This is a genomic window from Rhizobacter sp. SG703 (assembly GCF_012275445.1).
GTDB lineage: Bacteria > Pseudomonadota > Gammaproteobacteria > Burkholderiales > Burkholderiaceae_C > Rhizobacter.
In genome coordinates this window covers 120,628-139,782 of sequence record NZ_JAAZQK010000011.1, presented here as the reverse complement: position 1 = coordinate 139,782, position 19,155 = coordinate 120,628, and the positions used below count along the sequence as shown (strand labels likewise).

The following is a 19,155-nucleotide window of genomic DNA, read 5'->3' as shown; positions in this document are numbered from 1 at the left end:
TTGATGAAGGTTCGATGAAGGCGCGCGCCGCGACCCCGGCGCGGCTTCACCGAACCTTCAGGTTCGGCGTCTCCAATCGGTGTCCATGAGCCATGCCATGAAGATCCTGCTGATCGAAGACGACCTCGAACTGGGGAACGGCGTGCGCATCGCGCTCGAAGACCAGGGCCTGCAGGTCACCTGGGTGCGCCGGCTGGGCGATGCGCTGCACGCGATCGACACCCAGGCCTGCGACCTGGTGCTGCTTGACCTGGGCCTGCCCGACGGCGACGGCCTGGCGCTGCTGGCGCGCCTGCGCCGCGAGCGCCTGCCGATGCCGGTGCTGATCCTGACGGCGCGCGATGCGCTCGAAGACCGCCTGGCCGGGCTCGACAGCGGCGCCGACGACTACCTGGTGAAGCCGTTCGCGCTGGCCGAGCTGCTGTCGCGCGTGCGGGCGCTGGCGCGGCGCAGCTTCGGCCTGGTCAACGACACGATCGAGATCCGCCAGCTTGCGCTGCACGAGGCGACGATGCGCGTGACGGTCGACGAGCGGGCGGTCGAGCTGTCGCGCAGCGAGTTCGAGCTGCTGTGCCTGCTGATGAAGCGCGCCGACCGCGTGCTGACGCGCCGCGTGCTCGAAGAGCAGGTGCTGCCCGGCGGGCTCGACAACGAGAGCAACGTGCTCGACGTGCACATGTCCAACCTGCGCCGCAAGATCGGGCCGGGCTACATCCGCACGGTGCGCGGCGTCGGCTACGTGATCGACCGCACTGCGCCGGCCAGGGGCGGGGCATGACGGCCGCTGCGCTGTGGCGGCGGCTGCGCGGCTCGCTGGTCGGCCGCCTGGTGCTGGCCCAGATGCTGACGGTGCTGCTGCTGTGGTCGGCGGCGATGGCCTATTTCGTCTGGGACACCGCGCGCTACGACGAGATCTTCGAGCCCGGCCACATGGGCCCGCGGGCCGACATGATCCTCGCGCTGGTCGACAGCCTGGCCGACCGGCCCGAGCAGCTGCAGGAGGTGCTGCGCAAGCTCGACGTGTTCCAGCGCCGCGAGAACCATGAACAGGACGACCTGGCGCTGCGCATGTCGATGAACGTCTGGCTCGGCGACCGGCTGCTCTATGCCTCGCCCGGTTCGCCCGGCGTGGTGCCGGCGACGCAGCAGCGCCGGCTCGAGAAGCTGGTCATCGACGGCCTGCCGTGGCGCACCTACACGCAGCCGTCGGCACGGTCCGCGGCGCGCGTCACGCTGATCCGTTCGGGCCACGCGGTGTCGATCCTGTTCGCGCTCGGCGAGCGCGGCATCCTGATCCTGCCGCTGCTGATCAGCCTGCCATTCCTGGTGCTGCCGGCCTGGTGGTCGGTGCGGCTGGCGTTGCGGCCATGGCGCCGCTTCTCGCAGGAGATCGAGACGCGCAGCCCCGGCGACCTGGCGCCGCTGCGCTTCGGCAGCGCCTACCGCGAGCTGCGGCCGGTGGCCGACGCGGTGAACACGCTGCTCGCGCGCGTGGCGGCGAGCCTGGCGCGCGAGCGCAGCTTCATCGCCGACGCTGCGCACGAGCTGCGCACGCCGCTGGCCGCGATGCGCATCAACATCGAGGCGCTGCAGGCGCACCGTGGCGACGCGCGCGATGCCGAGCTGCTCGACGGGCTGGTGCGCAGCGGCGAGCGGGCGAGCCGCCTGGTGGCGCAGCTGCTGGGGCTGATGCGCAGCGACAGCGGGCGCACCCAGGTCGTGCGGCTGTCGCTCGACGGGCTGGTGCAGGACCGGCTGGCGGCGCTGTCGGGGCTGGCGATGAAGCGTGGTGTCGAACTGGAGCTCGCGTGCGCCGAGCGCTGCGAGATCGAGGCCGAGCGCGAGGGGCTGACGTCGCTGGTCGACAACCTGGTCGAGAACGCGATCAAGTACGCGCCGGCCGGGTCGACGGTGTCGGTGCGGGTGGGGGCCGATGCGTCGCTGGTGGTCGAGGATGCCGGTCCGGGCATCGCGGCGGATTGGCGCGAGCGGGTGTTCGATCGCTTCTTCCGAGTGCCCGACCAGGCGCAGCCGGGCAGTGGGCTGGGGTTGGCCATCGTGAAGTCGGTGGCCGATCGCCATGGGGCGACGGTTGAACTGGCTGATGGTGCCGGAGGTGCCGGAGGTGCCGGAGGCAGCGGAGGCCCTGGAGGTCCCGAAGCTCGCGGCCTGCGCGTGACGGTGCGCTGGAATATGGCGGGAGAGCGGCGTCCACACGACGGCTTGAAAGCCGCGCCAATGCTTAATTTCCGCGACGGAGCATAGTTCCTCTACCCCTGTTCATACCCCCGAGGCGGAAGTCCTCGCGCGGCGCCGGGCGCACGCATCACTCGGCCTCGATCAGGTCGATCGGATGCTCGAGAAATATTTCCTCCTGTGTGCCGTTCGCCACACGCGTCCGCGGGCAAACACCGAGGTGCCCGCTCGATGTCGGCTTTGACGCGCGCGCTGGCGCGAGTAATGATCTCGACCATCGCCGTGGGCAGGTTCGCCGCCCAGTCGGTCGAATCACAGCGGGCCCGCCGAGGCCGGGGAGGGTGCATGGAAGTCGTCATTGGGTGGCTGGTGCTGAGCGTCGGCGTCGGACTGCTCGCCGATTCGCGCGGGCGTAGCGGGTTCGGCTTCTTCCTCCTCTCGTTCGTCCTTTCGCCACTGATCGGCCTGATCGCGGTGCTCGTGACCAAGAACCTCAAGCAGGTCGCTCAGGACGCTGCTCAGGCGGCGTTTGATCGCCAGCGGGAGCACGAGCGCCAGGTCGCGTCGATCAATGCCATCGCGAAGTCCGTGGCACCGCCTGTGGCGGCCCCCGCGAGCGCGGCGCCGCCTGTTTCCGTTGCGGACGAACTCGAGAAGCTGGCCAGCCTGCGTGATCGCGGCGTGCTCACCGATGAGGAGTTCCAGCACCAGAAGCGAGCCGCGCTGGCCAAGGCTTCAAATTGATCACCCGAAGCTCGATGGCCACCCATGAACGATTCGCAGAAGACGGAGACCAATCATGTCGTCGGGCTGTTCTTCCAGCATGTCGTTCCCATCCAGCTGAGATTTCGCAACGAGCAAGAGACCAAGCACCGCATCATCACGTCCTTCGTGCTGTCGGTTCAGCAGCAATGGCTGCTCGTCACTGCGGGGCACTGCATTCGCGACGTCCGTCAGAATGAAACGAGTGGCTGGAAGTTGGACCGTGCTTTCCTGATCGACAGTATCGGCTTGCAGGCGAAGCACGATCACCCAGTTCCGTTCGATTGGGAGGCGGCACTGCCTTCGGTCCCGTTCAGGGACGAGGCCAACGACTTCGGTCTGCTTCTGATTGACGACTTCACAAGACGTCAGCTTCAAGCGAATGGTGTTCGCGCGATCACGGAGCAAGCGTGGGACTTCGAGCCGGGAGATGCCTTCGCATACCTTCTGGTCGGCGCCCCATCGACCTTGGCGCAACCGGATGAACCCATCAGCCGCCTGACTGCGGTCGTTGCTGCAGTCCGCAGGGCCGATCAGCGTCCGGCGGATCTCGAAGAAACCGAAGCTGAACGCTGGTACGGGTATGTCGGGCACCCGGAGGGCCTGTCGGACATCGACGGCATGAGCGGCGGCCCGATACTCGGATTGCGAAGGAACGAGGCCGGGGAATTGAAGTACTGGTTGCACGCCATCCAGAGCGCGTGGCATCGACCATCGAGGGCCATTGCCGCATGTCCTATGAGACCACTCGGCCGGTTCCTTTCAGAAGTGATTGACGGCGTGCATGAGGTGTAGTCGGTCGGCCGGCCAAGCTTCAGTCAAGGTGTCGCGCTCGAGCGCTCGGAGCGGCAATGCAGGCGCGGAGGCCTTATGGCGGCCAGTTTGGTGAGCGTCCTCAGGAGATCTGACCTGGTCGCATTGCGTCATGTGTCGCTGCCCGTCGGCAGCGTGTAGTGGTCTCCATTGGCCGCGGTGAACCTCTCGGGTCGGCCGGTCAGTCTCGTCGACTCGGTACATCGCGACGCGCGTGATCGCGGGCCGCCGCGCTGGTAGGCCGTCAGCAGCTGGTCGAAGGTGACCGTGTCCGGGTAGCCGTACTGCTTCCAGGCGTTGGGCCGCTTCGCATCCAGCGCGCCGAAGCCGCGGAAGAACTCCTCGCGGGCGTTGCGCGTCTCGTAGTCAAAGATGTTGATCTGGTCGAGGAGGTGCCCGGTCATTCGGCCGTGCTAGGAAGGGCGATCCCCTACTCCTTGACCAGTTGTCCCCAGTCATCCTCGGTGTCCTTGACTACGACGTTTACCTGAACGGATTGAACACCGTCTTCGCTCACAAAGTATCGAAACAATCTTGAACTTACCTTGCCTGAAAACTGCGCGGCATTCCCCCCCAGGGCAAGCAATTGCACATAATCACCAACATTGGGGACAATTGCTGATGCCTCGCTTGGGTCGAATTCGATCGGTGCCGCCGGCCCGTCATCTGATGGCCTCGGTGAGCCGGCATGGTGATGCTGAAAATCCACGAAGTATTTCATCTACCCCTCCAAGATCGCCGAAGCACGACATGCGCTCCCTTGCGAGCCACAAAGCGTACTCCTGCATCGTGTGATACGCAGCTTACCTACGCTGCCTCAAGCGAAGATCCCGGCCGCAGGCTGCAGCAGCCCATTGAACGCGCGCGAGGCGCCGTCGACCTGGTCGTCGTAGCGCCCGTTCGGGAACATCTTTAACTCGTTGGTGAACTCGTCGTTCCACGCGGCTTTGACCATGTCCACGTTGCCGGCGTTCATCTGGCTGGCCAGCGGGCGGGCAAAGCGCAGGTCGGCTTTCCCTTTCGATCGAGCGGCCATACTTCGACCTTTCCCTCGGGGAGAACAGATGGCGAACTTCCAGACCTTCGCGGACGTTGATAAATGGGTCGCGGAGCACAGCGTCGACGAACTGCGCGACCTGATCGCATCACCGATGCGCACGCACCCGGAGAACCGCCGGATCGGGCACGAATGGCTCCAGGGCCAGCAGGAAGCCGGGAACCTCGCACGGGAGGATGAGAGCCACGAGTTCATGCGCCGACAAACGATTGCCGCGGAGATCTCCGCGCGCGCTGCCGAGGTGTCAGCGCGATGGGCAATGCTGGGTGGTTTCACCGCGGTGGCAGCGCTGGTCGCGACGGCCTGGCCGTACATGAAGCTGCTCGAGACGATAGATAGGCTGGCGAGGTAGCTCAAGCTGCCACCTCCGCCAATCGCGCTGCTTTGGGGCGACGTACCATCGCGCCAGGAGGAGACGAATGGATGCTCTGACCGTGCCGGCGAGCCCGCCCACGCCGCAGTACTGCCTGCTGTGGCTCCACAACTGGGACGCTGTCTGCATGCCCCGAAGCGACTGGGCATCTTGGATGCAGGCTTTCGCTGCGGTCGTAGCATTGGCTATCGCAGTTGGCGTCCCGCTGCTCCAGCACCGGCATGCCGAGGCCCGCGCCGAGGAATCCCGATTGCGAGAGGAAGAGCGCGTGCTGTCCCTCTTCATCAGCCTGGTGCGGGAAGTACACATTCAGTTTCACCGCCTGTACTCGACCGCACAGAACAACCAGAATTTGACGATCGCTGTGGTCCGGAAGAGTCGCTCCGCCCTCATACGTGCGCTCGACAGTCTGGAGTCCGTGCCGCTGCAGACACTGAGCAACGCCTACTCCGTGAATGTCGTCATCGACGTTATCGACCGCACCCACGAAGCGATAGAAAAACTGGGGGGCGGGGTTCCGGTCGGTCCCTTGGTGATCTCCACCAACGGTGTGTCTCAGGCGCACGCGCATTGGCGCGCGGAGTACGCCGCCGTGAATGACGACTTTCAGCGGATGCAGTGGGCACTTCGGGCAGTGCGCGATCCGAGCGATCCGCCGCCTGGTCAATAGACTGGAAAGGAACATCACAGAGCGACCTCCGCGAACAATGAAGAGTCGGCGGTGATTCGCTGAGTCGCCAGCGTCGGCAGCACTTCGTTTGGATCAGAATCAGGGCACGTCTTGGAGGCTTCATGACCAAATACCAGGAACTCGCTGCGCTTGCAGTCGTGGTGTCTCAAAGGGAGTACAGCAACGCCAAAAAGTGCGAGTACATGGCCCATCAATTCGTGCGGGAGTACGCCACTTTCCTCGGGTGCTCGACAGACAAGTTCCGCCTCGTCGAGGTTGATGAAGAGTTGAAGGCCACGCCGGCCACCTTTGCTATCGCGCCAGCTGGGTTGGTTGGAACGTTGAAAATGCCCAGCGGCCACGACGGTTACCGGTATGTTCGAGTCCGACTCAAGTACGAAACTGCAGCGCCGAACAACTTGACGGAGTCGTTCAACATCGGCCTTGCGGTGAATGGCGCAGCCGCGCGGATCGTCTACAGCGGCACTGAGTTCGACTTCGATCCGCAGAACGCCAGCCCGACTCTGGCGCCTCTGTTCGAGCGGATTGCGGGCGAGACGCTGCAGACCCTCTCCTCGCCAACTCCCAACCGATCGCGCATCGGGTTCTGACGAGCGTGCACTGTTAGCCATTGTCGTAGCGGCTCTGCCCGGCTTTCTTCTCGTTCGACATGCCGCTCTGCAGCGTTTTCTAGAGGATCGTCGCCGGCGTCTTTGGTCATTCCTGAATCGGGTCGGAGCGAGTCCGGGATTGGGGGTAGGTCGCGGGGTGTCGCTTGATGCGAACCGGGTAGGGTGAGGCGGTGGTTGCGGCCGGCATCCGTTGATGTGAATGCTGGTCCAGCAGCGAATCAGCCGAAACCCGCCGCGACCAGGAACGCCTGGGCGGTGTGCCCGAAGATGCCAATTGCGGCATCGGGCATCGCTTCCAGTGCGGCGCGATCCTGCTCGGTCAACGCGCCGGCCTCCAGTCGTTTCGCCGCCGCGGTGACTTGCACCCACGCCGTCTGGCGGGCGATCGTTCCATCCGTGGCACGGACGTAGCCGCCGTGGAGATAGTGACGCTCGAGCGCATCGAAGAGCGCCGATACGGCGTTCTGTAACTCGTTGTCGCGAGAACTCCGGCCACGTTCAGAGACGGATTCGAGATTGGCAAGGCGCGTTCGTAGGTTGCCCACGCAACGAATCACCTGAAGCCCGCCGCAGCGAGCGCGCTGCCGCCGTCCGAGAAGTCATCGCTGTCGTTGGCGCTCGCGAGAGGTTCGGACCGGACGCGCTTCACGCCCACCAGCTCCTCGAGCTTCTTGCTGATGCGGCGCGCGCCCCAGTTGTTGCGCGGCGGCCGCTGCCGCGCGCGGCGGGCGATCTCCTTCTCCTGTTTCTCTTCCGTCCAGCGGTTGTCTGGGTACTGAGCGCCGGTGCACCGCGTGACACCGTCGACGCGCGCGACTTGGACGCTGTTGGCGGGTCCCACGTCCTGCTGCGCGACGCGGACGCGCAGGTCCCATGCGGCCAGGTCGAACACCGACCGCGGACCCTCGACGGCTGGCCGATCGCAGGCAGCAGCCGAGGTCAGTTTGTGGACTGGATGGTCCCACGGCGTGTCACGCTCGATCGGTGGAGCCTCAGCCGCGGCGACCGCGCAGCCAGAGACTCGACTGAGCAGGTCTGGTGCGCAGCGGAAGGTCCGAGAGGTCACAGGCCCGAAGGGTTGTTGAGGTCGTAGCCGAGATAGTTGCCATTCGAGTTGCTGGCCGTCGTCAGGCGCTTCTTCAGGTCCTTGAGCGTTGCCTCACCCAGGCCCTTCATCGCCTCGGTGCCTGCGCCGCGCACCAAAGAGACGACCTCGCTGATCAGCCGCAGCAACTCACCTTCGTCCGGCTCGCCGCTGTTGATCGCGTTGAGGTCGTAGCTCGCATACCGGTTTGCCGGTGCAGGTGTTTGCGTCCCGGCGGCATTCTTCTGCTGCAGCTCCTTGAGTCGCGTCAGCCCGAGCCCGGCGAGATCCTCGACGCTGAGCCAGCTGTTGAGGCTCAGCTTCAGGCGCCCGGCGATCTCCATGCACTCGAACTCCTCAGCCGTGGGCGCTGCGTTCCTCTCGGCGGTGGGAGAAGCGGTCGTGCGCCGGTCGGCCGGCGGCGGGTGGCCGCCGGGCTGGATGTTGGTCGTGAATTGGGGCATAGGGGCCTCGTTCAATCGCCGCGGCTCTCGGCTGTTCACCCTCGCCATGTCGGGCTGTAGAAATACTAGGAAGAGATTTCGTCGTGGATGACTTTGAATGCGCCGCGACCCAGCGCCTGTATGAGGCAGCCCGCGTCCGTTCGAGCGTCGGCCAGCATGTAGAGGCCTGGCGCCGGTGCGCGGCCCGCTGCAGCGGCAACGGATTCGAACGCGCTGTCGAACTCGATGACGCCGCGGAACTCACCTTCCACGCTGGCCGCTCGCTCGAGATGCGCGAGCCGCGCCCGCAGCGACAGGGCTCCTGCCATGTGCACATGTTCAGTAAAGTTCACGGACGGTCCGCGATGCCACATCGAGTTCCTGCATGAGCTTCTGGTAGGCGGCCGCGGCCTCAATGGGGTCGATCGGCACGGTCAGCTGTACCGATTGCACCGGACCGCCGCCCGGGCCCGACACCTCGCGTCGGTTCGTGAACATGCCGCCCACCTCTTTGGCCGCCTGCTCAAGCAACTGCAGAACCATGGCGACGTTGCCACGTGCCTCGGCCCGCTCCAATTCCCTCTGCAGGACCCGCAGGCGGTAGGAGCGGTGCGCGATGGGGATGTCGCTCGTCTGCGTCAGGAACGCTTCACGACTGGCGTGGAACACCGCCTTCAGCTTTGCGCTGAGCTTCTTGCCGCTGACCTTCGTCGGGTCGTAGGCGCTGGCCCGCTGGCGAGTGATGACGACACCGAATTCCTGCTTGATGTGATCGACCACCTGGGCGGGGGTGTCGAAGCACGCCAGCGCCTGCACCATCGCCAGCTTCACGGGTTCATTGAGGGTTGTCATTCCGTTAATGCCTGATCGAGTAATGCCGCTGCCCGTGGTCAGCCCTCGCGATCCAAGAGCCGCTGCGCGATCTCGCCGGCGGCGCCGCGCGGATCCGCGGTGCCGCAGCGATCGTTGTATGCGCGCCAGTGCGCTGCCATGTATGCGCCGAGCGCCTCGGTGTAGGTGGCCAGGGCGAGCTCATGGCCGAGGGAGGCAACCGCCGCCTGAGCTACCCGGAGGTCATGTCTGATGGCCACCTCGCGCTTCCTCGCGGCATCCAGGGTTGCCTTCGCTGCCGCCAACTCTTCTTCGGCGCTGACCTTCGCCAACTCGAGTGTGGCGAGCTTGTCCAGATTCGGACTGGACACCTTCGTCGCATCGGCACCGGCTTTCACCGCGGCCAACAGATTGGCCGCTGCGCTGGTGCGCGCGACTTCGAAGGCCGCCTGCTCCCTCTCGATGAGATGCTGCATGGCCTTGACAGCAGATTCGGCCTTGGTCACACCCTTCACGGCCTCGGCTACCACTTCGCGGATCGAATCCAATTCGTGCTGGGCTCTGTCGGCGGCCTCGGCCCCGCCCAGCATTTGCGACAGTTCGTTGAACTCGCGTTGGAGGGGACCGGCCGAGTGTTCCGCTGATACAAGATCGCGTCGCGCCTGGGCGGCGGCTTGGCTTGCGGCCTGCAGCTCCTCGCTCACGCTCCGGTCCCGCTGGTCTCGACCGTCGCTCTTCAGGCGATCGTGTTTCGCCCGGGCGTTCGCTTCCGCCAAGCGGCGGCCCGGGACGTCGATTCGGGTCAGTTGACTCTGCAAGGCTTCGCGCTTCGCAGTGAGATCTTTCAGGGTGAGGGTCATGGGCGTGGCCGTTGATTGAGGAGATCGAATGCTGCGGAGCGTGTTTGTCATCGGAGGGGCGTTGTTGTCACAACGTGGCCCGGCGCTCAACACGGCGTCGATCACGCGATAGGCCGTGCGCAAGTTGATGCCGCGTGAAACCAGGCGATCGCGGATCGCCCAGCGCGGAGCGCGCTCTTGCAGCAGCTGCATGGCGATGCGGCGCACGATCACGCGCTCCAACTCGACTTGTGCGGATCGACGCCCGATTTCGCGCACTACATCGCGGGCCGTCGTCTCACCGACCAGCGTCAGGAGTTGGTCGAGCGCCACGCGCATGGGGTTGGTGCAATCATCCATTCGCGTCTGGTCGCCCGGTCTGGCCTGCGACGGCTGCGCGCGCTGCGGCAGCGCTGGCAAGTTCCGCGCGCAGGAGGAGTTGGGCCGCGGCACACAGCGAACGGAAGAACGCATCGGCGAACACCGGCGGCAGCAGATCCGGGTGCTCGGCCATCAGGTCTCCGACGTGGACGATCGACGCCAGCAGCGGCTTGGCCGGCGAGCCGTCCGGGAGTTCGCAGAAACCGGTCATGGGGTGCCTCCGCCGGATTGCTTTTCTTCGAGCGCAGCGATGCGCCGCGCGAGTTCATCGGTCTCGATGAGCTTCGCGAGTGCGCCGAGCCCGGCGAGCAGCTGCGCCGCCTGGCCAGGCGTGAGCGTGCCGGCGCCGGCAGCACCGAGGACGGCGCGGCCCTGGTCGGTGAGCGACCCATCGGGCAGGGACACCGGTGCCGCGACCTCGCTGGCCTTCAGCGGTGCGATCGTCCGCTCGAGCAGCAATCGGGCGGCACCTACGTCCCCGGCCAGCGCGCGCTGCAGCAGCACCTTCACGAGGGCGGGCACCTCTTTCTCGATCTCGGCGCGCAGCTTGGCGACCTTGCCCGTGCCGGGCTTTCGCCCTCGCGGATTGCCGCTCGTGCCGGGCTGCCAGCCGCCGCGCTTCTTCTGTTCGTTCGTCACTGCTCTTTTCCTGCTCTATCAATGGCCGGCGATTCGGCGCACGGGCCTGGGGGAGGGGATACGGGCGGGGGTACATCGGTGCGCCGCGCGGCCGCCGATTCGGCGATTGCATGGGGCGCGCAGCCGGTTTCGGAGGCTTGCTGGTCATTCACTGGGCCGCCGGCGCGGTTCGCGCGCGCCCAGGCCTGCGACGGGGAAGTGTGGTGGGTCACAGCTCGCCGTCCCTTGCGTTGCGGGCGGGCGGGTTGATGTCGGCGGTGCTCTCGGCCCAGCGCTGCGTGTCGCCGTGAAAGTCGAGGCCGACCTCGCCACGCGCACCCTGGCGGTTCTTCTCGGCGCACAGGCCGACGATGCAGCGGCCTTCCTTCGGGAACTCGCGGACCGGCCAGAGGAACAGCACGACGTCAGCGTCCTGCTCTACAGCGCCCGAGTCGCGGAGGTCGCTGAGCATCGGGCGCTTGGTGTTGCGCGTCTCGACGTTTCGATTCAACTGCGACAGCGCGATGACCGCGATGCCGAGTTCCTTCGCGAGGGTCTTCAGACCGCGGGTGACCTCCTCGATCTCGGCGTTCCGGTTGCCGTCGCGCCGGCTGCTGGCGGTGAGCTGCAGGTAGTCGACGATCAGCACCTTCAGGCCGGGCACGAGCTTCGCCTTGAAGCGGATGTCGCGCAGCGTCAGCGCGGGCTGGTCGTCGATGTAGAGGGGCAGGGCCGCCAGGCTCTCCATCGCCTCGGTCGTGCGAGCCCAGTCCTCGCGCTCCATCTTGCCCGTGAGCAGCGCGCTGTAGCTGACGCGGCCGGAGTTGGCGACAGCGCGGTCCGCGACTTCGGTGTCCGCCATCTCCTGCGAGAGGAACAGGGTAGGCAGACCGTCCGCGGCGAAGTGCATGCCGAGCTGCTGCGAGAACGACGACTTCCCGATGCCGGGCCGTGCGGCGAGCATGTACAGCGAGCCGGGGCGGACGCCGCCATTCAGCCAGCGGTTCAGGGCAGGGATGCTGGTGGGCCAGCCGGCGACCTTCCGACCCTCGGACAGGGCTTCGTACTCCCCGATGCGCTCGATGGCCAGGTCGGCGATCGGACGAGGCGCCTTGCGCACCTGTTCGCGCTGCAGGCCGGCGAACAGCGAGCTGATCTGGTCGACCTTGTCGCCGACGGCGCCGTGCGCGCTGGCGATCTCCAGCGCCTGTTCCGCCGCATGCAGCAGCATCCGCGCAGCGTAGCGGTCCAGCACGACGGAGGCATGCCGACGCACATTCCGGATCGTGAGGCAGCCGGTAGCAAGCCGGGCGAGATAGGTCACGCCGCCGCAGGTCTCGTCCTGACCGCGGTCGCGCAGCACCTCGTGCACCGTGAGCGCATCGACCGGCCGGCGCGCGGTCGCGAGGCCCGCGATGGCCGTCCAGATCATCGCGTGATCGCGGCTCGCGAAGTGCGCCGCGGTGAGCATGTCGGCGACCTGGTCGAATGCGCCGTCGTCCGCGAGCAAGGCGCCGAGGACGGATTGCTCGGCCTCGATGCTCGATGTGGGCGCAGACGGTTCAATGGCATCGGTCATGCCGTCACCTCCGTGCGCTCGATGACCTGGACACGGCCCTTGTCGCCGATGACGTACTCGAGGTCGGCCCGCCACTTCGCGTGGGCCCCGCTTCGGACGCCGCGGTTCATGATGAAGTCGTTCGACCGGGCGCGTTCGAAGTAGGTCCGGATGAAGGCGATGGCCTCTTCCGGCGTCTCCGCGCGCCGCGTGCCGTTCGAGCGTTTGCTCGTCAGCACCCAGCCCCAGAAGTCGGAGATCTTCTCCTTCCGCCCCTTCGCCTCCATGAGCAAGGCCCGGGGCAGTTCGGGAAGGATCTCGTGGTACGCGTCGACGATCTCGTCGTGAGGGCAAACCGGCAACTTGGGGCGCTTCGGTCGCGTCAGCGACCTACCTGATGGTTCCTGATGGTTCAATGATGGTTCGGGTGCAATGGGGTGCAGGGGGTTTGCGCAACCGGTTGCACCCCCTCGCGCACTGGGTTGCATCCCTGCAGCCGCTTGCAGCCCTGCACCGTGTTGCATCCCTGCATTGCCTTGCACCCCTGCAACCGGTTGCACCCGGTCGAGCCGATCAAGGGCGATGCGATACAGGTTCGTGCCGCGCGGCCCGGCGCCGATCTTCACGACCAGTTCACCGCTCTCCTGCAGCGTGGTCAGCAGGTAGTGCGCGTTCCGCGGCTTCATGCGCGTCTTCTCGGCCAGCGTGGAGACGGCCGGGTAGGCGACGCCCTTGTCGTCGGAGAAGTCGGCGATGGCGAGCATCATCAGCAGGGCACTGCCGCTGTGCTGCGAGCCGCGCCAGACCGCCGCCATGGTCTGGACGCTCATTCGCTGCGCACCGTGCGGGCCGCCTTCGCGAGGCGGATGACGAAGGCCTTCAGCGCCTGCGCGTTGCGACCGTGGCGGCCCTGCAGCTCGGTGAACGCCACCCAGGCGTGCTGCGGCTCGAGTCGGCCGTCAGCGATGGCGTCGACCAGCTGTTGCGCCTCGATGGCGCCCGCGGCCTGGTCTGCGACCTCCGGGGTGCAGTAGGCGTGATCGGTGCTCATGCAGCCCCCTTGGCGTGAGCCGGGTTCGCGCCGGCGGCCTTCGCGTCGAGCCAGGCGTCGATGGCGTTCATGTCCCACACGGTGGTGCGCGCGCTGAGCTTCGCCGGCGCGGGCATCAGCTTCTCGCTTGCCCAGCGCCAGACCGTCTGCTCGCACACGCCCAGGGTTTGCGACAGCTCCTTCGCGCGTACCCATCGGCTGCGTGGCGAAGTGGGCGGGGGGGCCGGCGGGACGGCTTCGGGCAAGCCTGAGCGCGCGGTCGCGGATGATTGGCTCGGTTGCATCACGGCCCTCACTGCTGGGCCGATTCGATGCCGAGCACGCGGCGCAGGTCAGCCGTCGGCCAGGCGAGGCGGCCGTTGATGCGCAGCGGGTGCACCGGCCCGAGGTCCTTGCACGCCCAGAGCCGGAGCGTCTGGGCCGATCGGTTCAGGTGGAAAGCCGCGTCGGCCGTCGGTAGATTGGCCCGACGTTCCTGCTCCAGCGGGAGGGGTTGAGCGCTGCTTGCAGCCATGCTTGAATCTCTCGATTCGTTGAACATGGCCGAACTGTCTGAGTGCAACCCCAGTTGCAGTCAAGAGACTGGCGCCTGTCGGGCACAAAGCCTTATTTCATGCGGGCCGCCGCGGTGTCACGGTGCAACCCCTGAAACGGTTTCACCTCGATTTGCGGTTGACCTTTGGAGCCGCGGCGAGGCCAAACGGATCGTTGGAGTGCCCGCCGTTGCCACGCTCAGAGGTGGACTCGTACTTTGCGATGATCGGGCGCGATACGCCGAATTCCCTGGCCAGCGAAGCCTTCGTGTCCCCCTTGGCCAGACGCGCCCGGATCTCCGTCTCCTGAGCCGGCGTCAGACGCCGCTCGTGTGCCTCACGGGCGCTGCGCGCATCGACGCGGACCTCTGCGGACGATGCGGTGCCAATCTGCGCTTCGTACTCGGCGCGTGCGCTCAGCCGAGCAAGTTCAACGAGCCTTGCGGTCTCAATCGCTTCTTGACGATCGAACTCACGGGCCTCCCTCAGCCGGGCGTGTACGTCATAGAACGGGATGGCCGAAACTCTGCGCGCTGGCGGCTCGGTTTTCCCGTCGTCGAGTGCTATGCGAGCCGCGACGGGTGCGAAGGTCGCGGTGGGGCCCACCAGCGCCGAAATGGCCGCGCCAATGGCCGAGAGCTGGGTGGGGTGAGGCTCCTTGCGCCTGCGCTCCACTGATCGAGCCTCCGCGAGTAGCCGTTCCGTCTCCGCTGAAACGTCGTACTGCAGACCGTCGTCCGCAAGCTCTCTCCAACGGGATGTAGCCATGCAGCGGCCCGTCCTAGGTCGAGCGCTGCGCGGACATGGCGCTCTGACGCTCAATAGGGATGCGAACGTCGCCCGGTGGCTGGCGTCGACGCTGGGCGCCACAGCCTGCCGACATCCACCGGGCCCCCAGGGCTACCCCCGAATTGTCACGGCGATTCACGTCACGTCCCCCAGCAGGATCCGCCGAAAGTTCTCGAGCGCCCCCAGCTCGATCTCGGAGATGGGCCCGCTCTGCGCGAGCAGGCTGGCGTGCATGGTCTCGATCGCCTGTTGGGCCTTCGCCAGCATGACGATGCGCTCCTGTTCCGGCGCTGCTTCGATGATGCTCGCCACCACGGCGCTCAGGGCTGCGAGTTGCACGTGGACGACGGCAAGCAGACGGCCTGTCTCAGCGGCGCTCGATGTGTCAGCCATTGGACCCTCCCTTCGCGATGCGCCGCAGTTCCGCAGCGACGAACTCCAGCGCCGTGCGATCGCGCTTCGCCAGGTTGCACGGAGCGCACGCGGCGAACAGGTTGCTGATCTCGTCGAGACCGCCCAGCGCGCGAGGCAGAGCGTGCTCGACGTGCCACGACCCATCGAGCGCGAGCACCTTGCCGCAGTAGTGGCACCGGCCGTCGCACTTCGCGTGCACGTCGCGGCGACGCTTCGACACCGGCCGCGCGCGTTCGCGCACCGGCGGCTGCGCCAGTTCGTCGGGATGGAACAGCAGGCCCTGTCCCTCGAGCTGTACGCGAGCCTGGGCCTCGACCCGCGCGAGTGCCTCGGTGGCGCGGAGCACCTTGCGCGCGGCGGCCAACGCCTGCAGCTTGTCGTCGCCGGCGCCGATGACCGTGCCGGTGGTCGGCTCGATCACCAGGTGGCGGACGGCGTGCAGGCCGCGGGTGACCGTCGGCAACGTCGCCAATGCGTAACGACCCTTGCCGAAGACGCCGCCGAAGATTGGCCGATGAAGGAGGGCAGAGGCTCGCTCAGTCATTGCGCGTCCATCCGCTCAAGCGCCGCAGCTCTTTTTGCGTCCTCAGCCATGATTCACCTCCGCCCGCTTCACAAGTCCGCCCATCTCGTCGAGCGTGTTTTGCACGGCATTCTCCAGCGCGTCAATGCAAGCCTGCATGGCGCAGACGATGCCGTACTGGTCGGCCAGGGCGAGGTCATCCTCTACGCGCCCGACAAGATCCTTCATCGCGCAACCCATCCTGGATGCGACCATCAGCGCATCTTGGGCACGTCTGAGCAACTCGGGCTGCAGGTTCGATGCAAGGTTCTCAGGCATGACTATCCTCCTTCGCGGGCCACTCGGGCAGGCCCATCAGGGCCCGCGCTGTCTTGAAGTCGGCTGCGCTTGCCAACAGATCTTCGAGGTGCTCGCTCAGCTTCAGGCCGACAACGTCGCGGATGTCCCCGTTGGCGTCCTTGGTCATTCTGAAACGGTCAGTCAAGGCGCTCGCGAGTGCGTGGAATGTGTCGCGCTGCTCGCTCAGGGCTTCAAGCCCAAGTTCGATGCGGTCAGTCTCGACCGACTGAGGGGCAGAATCTCTGGTAGCCATATCCGATCTCCTTTCGATCGTTTGTGGTCAGGGCCCGCTTGGTGTTCCACCACCTTGCGGGCCCGCTTTGCCTCAGGGCCGCTGAGGCGCCGGATTCATTCCTTCGGGGTCGGCTCGCGCGCTCGGTCGATGCTGTCGCGGACCCACGGTGCGCCACCGAGGCGCTGCAGCTTCTCCTTCTGGGCGGCGGTCATCTTCACCACCACGGCGACGGCCGTGACGCCTGGCTGCAGGGGCTTCCTGCCGCTGCCGGCTCGCGCACCACCCTTCTTGCTCGGTACATCCATGATTGAAATAGTAATCCTTTTTCAATAATTTGCAAGGGCTCTTTCCTGGGATCGGGCCGTGCAGAGGACCTCGATTTGTATTGCCCCTGTCAAACAAGGTGGCTGACAGCAGGCGTCGCCTGGAGAGGTCTCGGAGTGAAATGGGCGGTGCCTGCATTGGCCTCTCGCATGACGCGACCGCCGCAGGGGCGAGCGCCTGCCGACGCCTCGTTTCGATACGGGCTCATGGCCTTCACGCGGCGAACGGCAGTACCTTCGCGCCGTCTCGCAGAGCGTCCAGGTGGTCGGCCCACTCCTGCATCATCTTCGTCCGCTGCGGGACGTAGGTCGCGTGGTTGTACGCGGCGGAGACCTCGTTCTGCTCCTGGTGGGCCAGCTGCAGCTCGATGAGGTCGTGCCGGTGTCCGAGCTCGTGGAGGATGGTCGACGCGACCCCGCGGAAGCCGTGCCCGGTCATGCGCGAGTGGTAGCCCATGCGGTAGAGCGCGAAGAGGATCGTGTTGTTGCTCATCGGCTTGTCGTGATCGCGCTCGCCGGGGAACACCATGTCGCTCAGGTTGCGGAAGGTCTGCAGGTCCGCGACGACCGCCAGGGCCTGCTTCGACAGCGGCACGATGTGCGGCCGGCGCTTCTTCATCCGCTCCGCCGGGATACGCCACTGACCGGCCTCGAGGTCGAACTCGGACCACCGCGCGGCGATCAGCTCGGTCGTCCGAACGAAGGTCAGCGCCATCAGCTTCAGCGCGCACCGCGTCAGCGGCGAGCCGTCGTAGGCCTCGATCTTCCGGAGCAACTCCGGCACTTCCTTGGCGTCGAGGCGGGCGTGGTTGACCTTCCTGGTCGGGCGCAGCGCATCGGACGGGCGCACATCGGCTGCCGGGTTCCGGTCGATCAGGCCATGGGCGATCGCGTACCGGAAGATCTGGCTGCAGCCTTGGTAGGCGCGCTTCGCGATGTCGGCCGCGCCGCGGTTTTGCACCTTGAGGCACACGGACAGCAGCAGCGGCGCCGTGATGCTCGACAAGGGTAGGGCGCCCAGGTCCGGGAAGACGTCGGCCTCGAGCCGGCGCAGCACCTGGTCGGCGTGCCGCTCGGTCTTGTCGGCCTTCCAGTTCTGCCACCAGGCGCGCGCGACGCTCTCGAAGGCGTTGTCGGCCGCGGTGCGCTTCAGCAGCTTGTCGATCTTGCGCAGCTGGCCGGGGTCTTCGTCATTGGCCAGTTGCTCTCGCGCCCGATCGCGGCGCGTGCGTGCATCGCGCAGGCCCACCTCGGGGTACGCGCCGAGCGCGAGGAGCTTCTCTTTGCCGCCGAACCGGTACTTCAACCGCCAGAGCTTCGAGCCCGTCGGCTGCACCAGCAGGAACAGCCCGCCGGCGTCGAACATCTTGACGGGCTTGGGTGCGGACTTCGCGTTGCGAATCGCTGTGTCGGTGAGAGGCATTGGGGGTAGTGGAGGCGCCGCGCGGGGTACGGCGTCGTGAATCTACCCCTGTGTTCGGCGCGATGTCAAAGGACCAAAAGCGAGGACCTGAGGCGATCTACCGAGGGAAATCGGCCGTTGCAGCCGACTTTTGCGAGGACTTTGGAGGTCCTGCGATTAATAACTGGCGGAGAGAGCGGGATTCGAACCCGCGGGGGGTTATTAGCCCCCACACGCTTTCCAGGCGTGCGACTTAAACCGCTCATCCATCTCTCCGGAGCCGGCGAGTTTAGCCTACCTCCGGGGCGGCTTCGGCCCGGCCCCACGGGAATTTCGCTCGGGCGTCAGGCCTGGCCCGGCGCCTTCGCCTTCATCAGCGCCATCGCGGTGCCGATCAGCCCGGCGACCTCGGTCATGTTCCCCGGCACGATCATCGTATTGTTCTTCTGCGCCAGGTGCGCATAGGCGTCCACCGCCTTCTCGGCCACCTTCAGCTGCACCGCCTGCTCGCCGCCGGGCTCGCGGATCGCCTCGGCGATCTTGCGGATCGCGCCAGCGGTGGCGTCGGCCACCGCAGTGATCGCCGCGGCCTCGCCCTGCGCCTTGTTGATCTCGGCCTGCCGCGCGCCTTCGGAGCGGGCGATCGAGGCCTCGCGCTCGCCGGTCGCGATGTTGATCTGTTCCTGCTTGCGGCCTTCGGACGCGGCGATCAGCGCGCGCTTCTCGCGCTCGGCGGTGATCTGCGCCTGCATCGAGCGCAGGATCTCGGCCGGCGGCGTCAGGTCCTTGATCTCGTAGCGCAGCACCTTCACGCCCCAGTTGCCGGCCGCCTCGTCGAGCGCGCTCACCACCGCGCCGTTGATCGTGTCGCGTTCCTCGAAGGTCTTGTCCAGCTCCATCTTGCCGATCACCGAGCGCAGCAGCGTCTGCGCCAGCTGCGTGATCGCGAACACGTAGTTGCTCGAGCCGTAGCTCGCGCGCATCGGGTCGGTGATCTGGAAGTAGATGATCCCGTCGACCTGCAGCTGCGTGTTGTCCTTCGTGATGCAGACCTGGCTCGGCACGTCGAGCGGCACTTCCTTCAGCGAATGCTTGTAGGCCACCCGCTCGATGAACGGCACCACGAAGCTCAGCCCCGGCACCAGCGTGCGGTCGTACTTGCCCAGCCGCTCGACCACCCAGGCATGCTGCTGCGGCACGATCTTCAGCGTGCGCACGATGAAGATGCCGACGATCACCACCAGAATCAACGCGATTTCCATGAGAGGCTTTCCAGGGAGTAGGGGAGG

31 protein-coding genes and 1 tRNA gene are annotated in these 19,155 nt (G+C 66.4%); 7 read left to right on the top strand and 25 right to left on the bottom strand.

What is annotated here, in order from left to right; genetic code table 11:
* Nucleotides 1-97: 97 nt before the first annotated feature.
* The 4 genes from FHT26_RS22910 to FHT26_RS22895 all read left to right on the top strand — a co-directional run bounded on the left by FHT26_RS22910 (nucleotide 98) and on the right by FHT26_RS22895 (nucleotide 3,753).
* Nucleotides 98-778 (top strand): response regulator, encoded by a 681-nt coding sequence (locus FHT26_RS22910; protein ID WP_073467003.1) that lies wholly within the window; start codon nucleotides 98-100, stop codon nucleotides 776-778.
* On the top strand, nucleotides 775-2,265 hold the full coding sequence (locus FHT26_RS22905) for an ATP-binding protein (protein WP_168562405.1): 1,491 nt from the start codon (nucleotides 775-777) through the stop codon (nucleotides 2,263-2,265). Before FHT26_RS22910 ends, FHT26_RS22905 begins: the two co-directional genes overlap by 4 nt.
* A 276-nt stretch (nucleotides 2,266-2,541) precedes the next feature.
* Complete coding sequence (locus FHT26_RS22900) at nucleotides 2,542-2,940, top strand: SHOCT domain-containing protein (RefSeq protein WP_210427544.1); 399 nt, start codon at nucleotides 2,542-2,544, stop codon at nucleotides 2,938-2,940.
* Between the two features lie 24 nt (nucleotides 2,941-2,964).
* Entirely contained in the window at nucleotides 2,965-3,753 is a 789-nt protein-coding gene (locus FHT26_RS22895) for a hypothetical protein (RefSeq protein ID WP_168562404.1), read from the top strand.
* Nucleotides 3,754-3,881: 128 nt separating this feature from the next.
* Here FHT26_RS22895 and FHT26_RS22890 read toward each other — a convergent pair whose 3' ends face one another.
* From FHT26_RS22890 to FHT26_RS22880, 3 genes are all read right to left on the bottom strand, one after another.
* Nucleotides 3,882-4,175, bottom strand: coding sequence for a hypothetical protein (locus FHT26_RS22890; RefSeq protein ID WP_168562403.1), 294 nt, complete (start codon nucleotides 4,173-4,175; stop codon nucleotides 3,882-3,884).
* A gap of 26 nt (nucleotides 4,176-4,201) precedes the next feature.
* Nucleotides 4,202-4,492 carry a hypothetical protein gene (locus tag FHT26_RS22885; RefSeq protein WP_168562402.1) on the bottom strand — a complete coding sequence of 97 codons (291 nt, stop codon included), beginning with the start codon at nucleotides 4,490-4,492 and terminating at the stop codon, nucleotides 4,202-4,204.
* A gap of 96 nt (nucleotides 4,493-4,588) precedes the next feature.
* Nucleotides 4,589-4,807 carry a hypothetical protein gene (locus FHT26_RS22880; protein ID WP_168562401.1) on the bottom strand — a complete coding sequence of 73 codons (219 nt, stop codon included), beginning with the start codon at nucleotides 4,805-4,807 and terminating at the stop codon, nucleotides 4,589-4,591.
* Between the two features lie 28 nt (nucleotides 4,808-4,835).
* On the opposite strand from FHT26_RS22880, the gene FHT26_RS22875 reads away from it, so the two are divergent.
* The 3 genes from FHT26_RS22875 to FHT26_RS22865 all read left to right on the top strand — a co-directional run bounded on the left by FHT26_RS22875 (nucleotide 4,836) and on the right by FHT26_RS22865 (nucleotide 6,482).
* Nucleotides 4,836-5,180, top strand: coding sequence for a hypothetical protein (locus FHT26_RS22875; RefSeq protein WP_168562400.1), 345 nt, complete (start codon nucleotides 4,836-4,838; stop codon nucleotides 5,178-5,180).
* A gap of 67 nt (nucleotides 5,181-5,247) precedes the next feature.
* On the top strand, nucleotides 5,248-5,871 hold the full coding sequence (locus FHT26_RS22870; protein ID WP_168562399.1) for a hypothetical protein: 624 nt from the start codon (nucleotides 5,248-5,250) through the stop codon (nucleotides 5,869-5,871).
* Between the two features lie 122 nt (nucleotides 5,872-5,993).
* Nucleotides 5,994-6,482, top strand: coding sequence for a hypothetical protein (locus tag FHT26_RS22865; RefSeq protein ID WP_168562398.1), 489 nt, complete (start codon nucleotides 5,994-5,996; stop codon nucleotides 6,480-6,482).
* A gap of 239 nt (nucleotides 6,483-6,721) precedes the next feature.
* On the opposite strand, the gene FHT26_RS22860 is transcribed toward FHT26_RS22865, so the two are convergent.
* From FHT26_RS22860 to FHT26_RS22755, 22 genes are all read right to left on the bottom strand, one after another.
* Nucleotides 6,722-7,048, bottom strand: coding sequence for a hypothetical protein (locus FHT26_RS22860; RefSeq protein ID WP_168562397.1), 327 nt, complete (start codon nucleotides 7,046-7,048; stop codon nucleotides 6,722-6,724).
* Between the two features lie 8 nt (nucleotides 7,049-7,056).
* The gene (locus FHT26_RS22855) at nucleotides 7,057-7,395 is read right to left on the bottom strand and encodes a hypothetical protein (protein WP_168562396.1); all 339 of its coding nucleotides are present in this window, start codon (nucleotides 7,393-7,395) and stop codon (nucleotides 7,057-7,059) included.
* 170 nt (nucleotides 7,396-7,565) lie between these two features.
* On the bottom strand, nucleotides 7,566-8,051 hold the full coding sequence (locus FHT26_RS22850) for a hypothetical protein (RefSeq protein WP_168562395.1): 486 nt from the start codon (nucleotides 8,049-8,051) through the stop codon (nucleotides 7,566-7,568).
* A 65-nt stretch (nucleotides 8,052-8,116) separates the two neighbouring features.
* Entirely contained in the window at nucleotides 8,117-8,383 is a 267-nt protein-coding gene (locus tag FHT26_RS22845) for a hypothetical protein (protein ID WP_168562394.1), read from the bottom strand.
* On the bottom strand, nucleotides 8,370-8,882 hold the full coding sequence (locus tag FHT26_RS22840) for a DUF2280 domain-containing protein (protein WP_168562393.1): 513 nt from the start codon (nucleotides 8,880-8,882) through the stop codon (nucleotides 8,370-8,372). Before FHT26_RS22840 ends, FHT26_RS22845 begins: the two co-directional genes overlap by 14 nt.
* A 38-nt stretch (nucleotides 8,883-8,920) precedes the next feature.
* Complete coding sequence (locus tag FHT26_RS22835; protein WP_168562392.1) at nucleotides 8,921-10,060, bottom strand: hypothetical protein; 1,140 nt, start codon at nucleotides 10,058-10,060, stop codon at nucleotides 8,921-8,923.
* Entirely contained in the window at nucleotides 10,053-10,292 is a 240-nt protein-coding gene (locus FHT26_RS22830; protein WP_168562391.1) for a hypothetical protein, read from the bottom strand. Before FHT26_RS22830 ends, FHT26_RS22835 begins: the two co-directional genes overlap by 8 nt.
* Nucleotides 10,289-10,720, bottom strand: a complete 432-nt coding sequence (locus FHT26_RS22825) for a DUF5681 domain-containing protein (protein WP_168562390.1) — start codon at nucleotides 10,718-10,720, stop codon at nucleotides 10,289-10,291. The genes FHT26_RS22830 and FHT26_RS22825 overlap by 4 nt, the downstream gene beginning before the upstream one ends.
* Nucleotides 10,721-10,928: 208 nt before the next feature.
* The gene (locus FHT26_RS22820; RefSeq protein ID WP_168562389.1) at nucleotides 10,929-12,278 is read right to left on the bottom strand and encodes a replicative DNA helicase; all 1,350 of its coding nucleotides are present in this window, start codon (nucleotides 12,276-12,278) and stop codon (nucleotides 10,929-10,931) included.
* Nucleotides 12,275-13,087: a helix-turn-helix domain-containing protein gene (locus FHT26_RS22815; RefSeq protein WP_168562388.1), complete on the bottom strand. Its 813-nt coding sequence runs from the start codon at nucleotides 13,085-13,087 to the stop codon at nucleotides 12,275-12,277. Before FHT26_RS22815 ends, FHT26_RS22820 begins: the two co-directional genes overlap by 4 nt.
* Entirely contained in the window at nucleotides 13,084-13,308 is a 225-nt protein-coding gene (locus FHT26_RS22810; protein ID WP_168562387.1) for a hypothetical protein, read from the bottom strand. The genes FHT26_RS22815 and FHT26_RS22810 overlap by 4 nt, the downstream gene beginning before the upstream one ends.
* Nucleotides 13,305-13,592: a helix-turn-helix transcriptional regulator gene (locus tag FHT26_RS30130; protein WP_246868064.1), complete on the bottom strand. Its 288-nt coding sequence runs from the start codon at nucleotides 13,590-13,592 to the stop codon at nucleotides 13,305-13,307. The genes FHT26_RS22810 and FHT26_RS30130 overlap by 4 nt, the downstream gene beginning before the upstream one ends.
* An 8-nt stretch (nucleotides 13,593-13,600) precedes the next feature.
* Nucleotides 13,601-13,822 carry a DNA-binding protein gene (locus FHT26_RS22800; RefSeq protein WP_168562385.1) on the bottom strand — a complete coding sequence of 74 codons (222 nt, stop codon included), beginning with the start codon at nucleotides 13,820-13,822 and terminating at the stop codon, nucleotides 13,601-13,603.
* A gap of 142 nt (nucleotides 13,823-13,964) precedes the next feature.
* The gene (locus FHT26_RS29575; protein ID WP_210427543.1) at nucleotides 13,965-14,609 is read right to left on the bottom strand and encodes a helix-turn-helix domain-containing protein; all 645 of its coding nucleotides are present in this window, start codon (nucleotides 14,607-14,609) and stop codon (nucleotides 13,965-13,967) included.
* Between the two features lie 156 nt (nucleotides 14,610-14,765).
* Nucleotides 14,766-15,023 carry a hypothetical protein gene (locus FHT26_RS22790; RefSeq protein ID WP_168562384.1) on the bottom strand — a complete coding sequence of 86 codons (258 nt, stop codon included), beginning with the start codon at nucleotides 15,021-15,023 and terminating at the stop codon, nucleotides 14,766-14,768.
* Complete coding sequence (locus FHT26_RS22785) at nucleotides 15,016-15,507, bottom strand: HNH endonuclease (RefSeq protein ID WP_168562383.1); 492 nt, start codon at nucleotides 15,505-15,507, stop codon at nucleotides 15,016-15,018. Before FHT26_RS22785 ends, FHT26_RS22790 begins: the two co-directional genes overlap by 8 nt.
* A 123-nt stretch (nucleotides 15,508-15,630) precedes the next feature.
* Nucleotides 15,631-15,885, bottom strand: coding sequence for a hypothetical protein (locus tag FHT26_RS22780; protein WP_168562382.1), 255 nt, complete (start codon nucleotides 15,883-15,885; stop codon nucleotides 15,631-15,633).
* Nucleotides 15,878-16,159, bottom strand: coding sequence for a hypothetical protein (locus FHT26_RS22775; protein ID WP_168562381.1), 282 nt, complete (start codon nucleotides 16,157-16,159; stop codon nucleotides 15,878-15,880). The genes FHT26_RS22780 and FHT26_RS22775 overlap by 8 nt, the downstream gene beginning before the upstream one ends.
* 95 nt (nucleotides 16,160-16,254) lie before the next feature.
* The gene (locus FHT26_RS22770) at nucleotides 16,255-16,446 is read right to left on the bottom strand and encodes a hypothetical protein (RefSeq protein WP_168562380.1); all 192 of its coding nucleotides are present in this window, start codon (nucleotides 16,444-16,446) and stop codon (nucleotides 16,255-16,257) included.
* Nucleotides 16,447-16,678: 232 nt separating this feature from the next.
* Entirely contained in the window at nucleotides 16,679-17,887 is a 1,209-nt protein-coding gene (locus tag FHT26_RS22765) for a tyrosine-type recombinase/integrase (RefSeq protein ID WP_168562379.1), read from the bottom strand.
* 164 nt (nucleotides 17,888-18,051) lie between these two features.
* Nucleotides 18,052-18,142, bottom strand: a tRNA-Ser gene (locus FHT26_RS22760).
* Nucleotides 18,143-18,210: 68 nt separating this feature from the next.
* Entirely contained in the window at nucleotides 18,211-19,128 is a 918-nt protein-coding gene (locus FHT26_RS22755; RefSeq protein ID WP_168562378.1) for an SPFH domain-containing protein, read from the bottom strand.
* Nucleotides 19,129-19,155 lie beyond the last annotated feature (27 nt).

Bases quoted from the DNA above. Each gene is read 5' to 3' on its own strand.
- FHT26_RS22800 (WP_168562385.1), bottom strand. From the start codon at position 13,822: ATGGCTGCAAGCAGCGCTCAACCCCTCCCGCTGGAGCAGGAACGTCGG.
- FHT26_RS22835 (WP_168562392.1), bottom strand. From the start codon at position 10,060: ATGGATGATTGCACCAACCCCATGCGCGTGGCGCTCGACCAACTCCTG.
- FHT26_RS22820 (WP_168562389.1), bottom strand. From the start codon at position 12,278: ATGACCGATGCCATTGAACCGTCTGCGCCCACATCGAGCATCGAGGCC.
- FHT26_RS22900 (WP_210427544.1), top strand. From the start codon at position 2,542: ATGGAAGTCGTCATTGGGTGGCTGGTGCTGAGCGTCGGCGTCGGACTG.
- FHT26_RS22790 (WP_168562384.1), bottom strand. From the start codon at position 15,023: ATGGCTGACACATCGAGCGCCGCTGAGACAGGCCGTCTGCTTGCCGTC.
- FHT26_RS22910 (WP_073467003.1), top strand. From the start codon at position 98: ATGAAGATCCTGCTGATCGAAGACGACCTCGAACTGGGGAACGGCGTG.
- FHT26_RS22830 (WP_168562391.1), bottom strand. From the start codon at position 10,292: ATGACCGGTTTCTGCGAACTCCCGGACGGCTCGCCGGCCAAGCCGCTG.
- FHT26_RS22885 (WP_168562402.1), bottom strand. From the start codon at position 4,492: ATGAAATACTTCGTGGATTTTCAGCATCACCATGCCGGCTCACCGAGG.
- FHT26_RS22780 (WP_168562382.1), bottom strand. From the start codon at position 15,885: ATGCCTGAGAACCTTGCATCGAACCTGCAGCCCGAGTTGCTCAGACGT.
- FHT26_RS22880 (WP_168562401.1), bottom strand. From the start codon at position 4,807: ATGGCCGCTCGATCGAAAGGGAAAGCCGACCTGCGCTTTGCCCGCCCG.
- FHT26_RS22770 (WP_168562380.1), bottom strand. From the start codon at position 16,446: ATGGATGTACCGAGCAAGAAGGGTGGTGCGCGAGCCGGCAGCGGCAGG.
- FHT26_RS22775 (WP_168562381.1), bottom strand. From the start codon at position 16,159: ATGGCTACCAGAGATTCTGCCCCTCAGTCGGTCGAGACTGACCGCATC.
- FHT26_RS30130 (WP_246868064.1), bottom strand. From the start codon at position 13,592: ATGCAACCGAGCCAATCATCCGCGACCGCGCGCTCAGGCTTGCCCGAA.
- FHT26_RS22840 (WP_168562393.1), bottom strand. From the start codon at position 8,882: ATGACAACCCTCAATGAACCCGTGAAGCTGGCGATGGTGCAGGCGCTG.
- FHT26_RS22850 (WP_168562395.1), bottom strand. From the start codon at position 8,051: ATGCCCCAATTCACGACCAACATCCAGCCCGGCGGCCACCCGCCGCCG.
- FHT26_RS22865 (WP_168562398.1), top strand. From the start codon at position 5,994: ATGACCAAATACCAGGAACTCGCTGCGCTTGCAGTCGTGGTGTCTCAA.
- FHT26_RS22895 (WP_168562404.1), top strand. From the start codon at position 2,965: ATGAACGATTCGCAGAAGACGGAGACCAATCATGTCGTCGGGCTGTTC.
- FHT26_RS22765 (WP_168562379.1), bottom strand. From the start codon at position 17,887: ATGCCTCTCACCGACACAGCGATTCGCAACGCGAAGTCCGCACCCAAG.
- FHT26_RS22890 (WP_168562403.1), bottom strand. From the start codon at position 4,175: ATGACCGGGCACCTCCTCGACCAGATCAACATCTTTGACTACGAGACG.
- FHT26_RS22870 (WP_168562399.1), top strand. From the start codon at position 5,248: ATGGATGCTCTGACCGTGCCGGCGAGCCCGCCCACGCCGCAGTACTGC.
- FHT26_RS29575 (WP_210427543.1), bottom strand. From the start codon at position 14,609: ATGGCTACATCCCGTTGGAGAGAGCTTGCGGACGACGGTCTGCAGTAC.
- FHT26_RS22905 (WP_168562405.1), top strand. From the start codon at position 775: ATGACGGCCGCTGCGCTGTGGCGGCGGCTGCGCGGCTCGCTGGTCGGC.
- FHT26_RS22875 (WP_168562400.1), top strand. From the start codon at position 4,836: ATGGCGAACTTCCAGACCTTCGCGGACGTTGATAAATGGGTCGCGGAG.
- FHT26_RS22815 (WP_168562388.1), bottom strand. From the start codon at position 13,087: ATGAGCGTCCAGACCATGGCGGCGGTCTGGCGCGGCTCGCAGCACAGC.
- FHT26_RS22810 (WP_168562387.1), bottom strand. From the start codon at position 13,308: ATGAGCACCGATCACGCCTACTGCACCCCGGAGGTCGCAGACCAGGCC.
- FHT26_RS22755 (WP_168562378.1), bottom strand. From the start codon at position 19,128: ATGGAAATCGCGTTGATTCTGGTGGTGATCGTCGGCATCTTCATCGTG.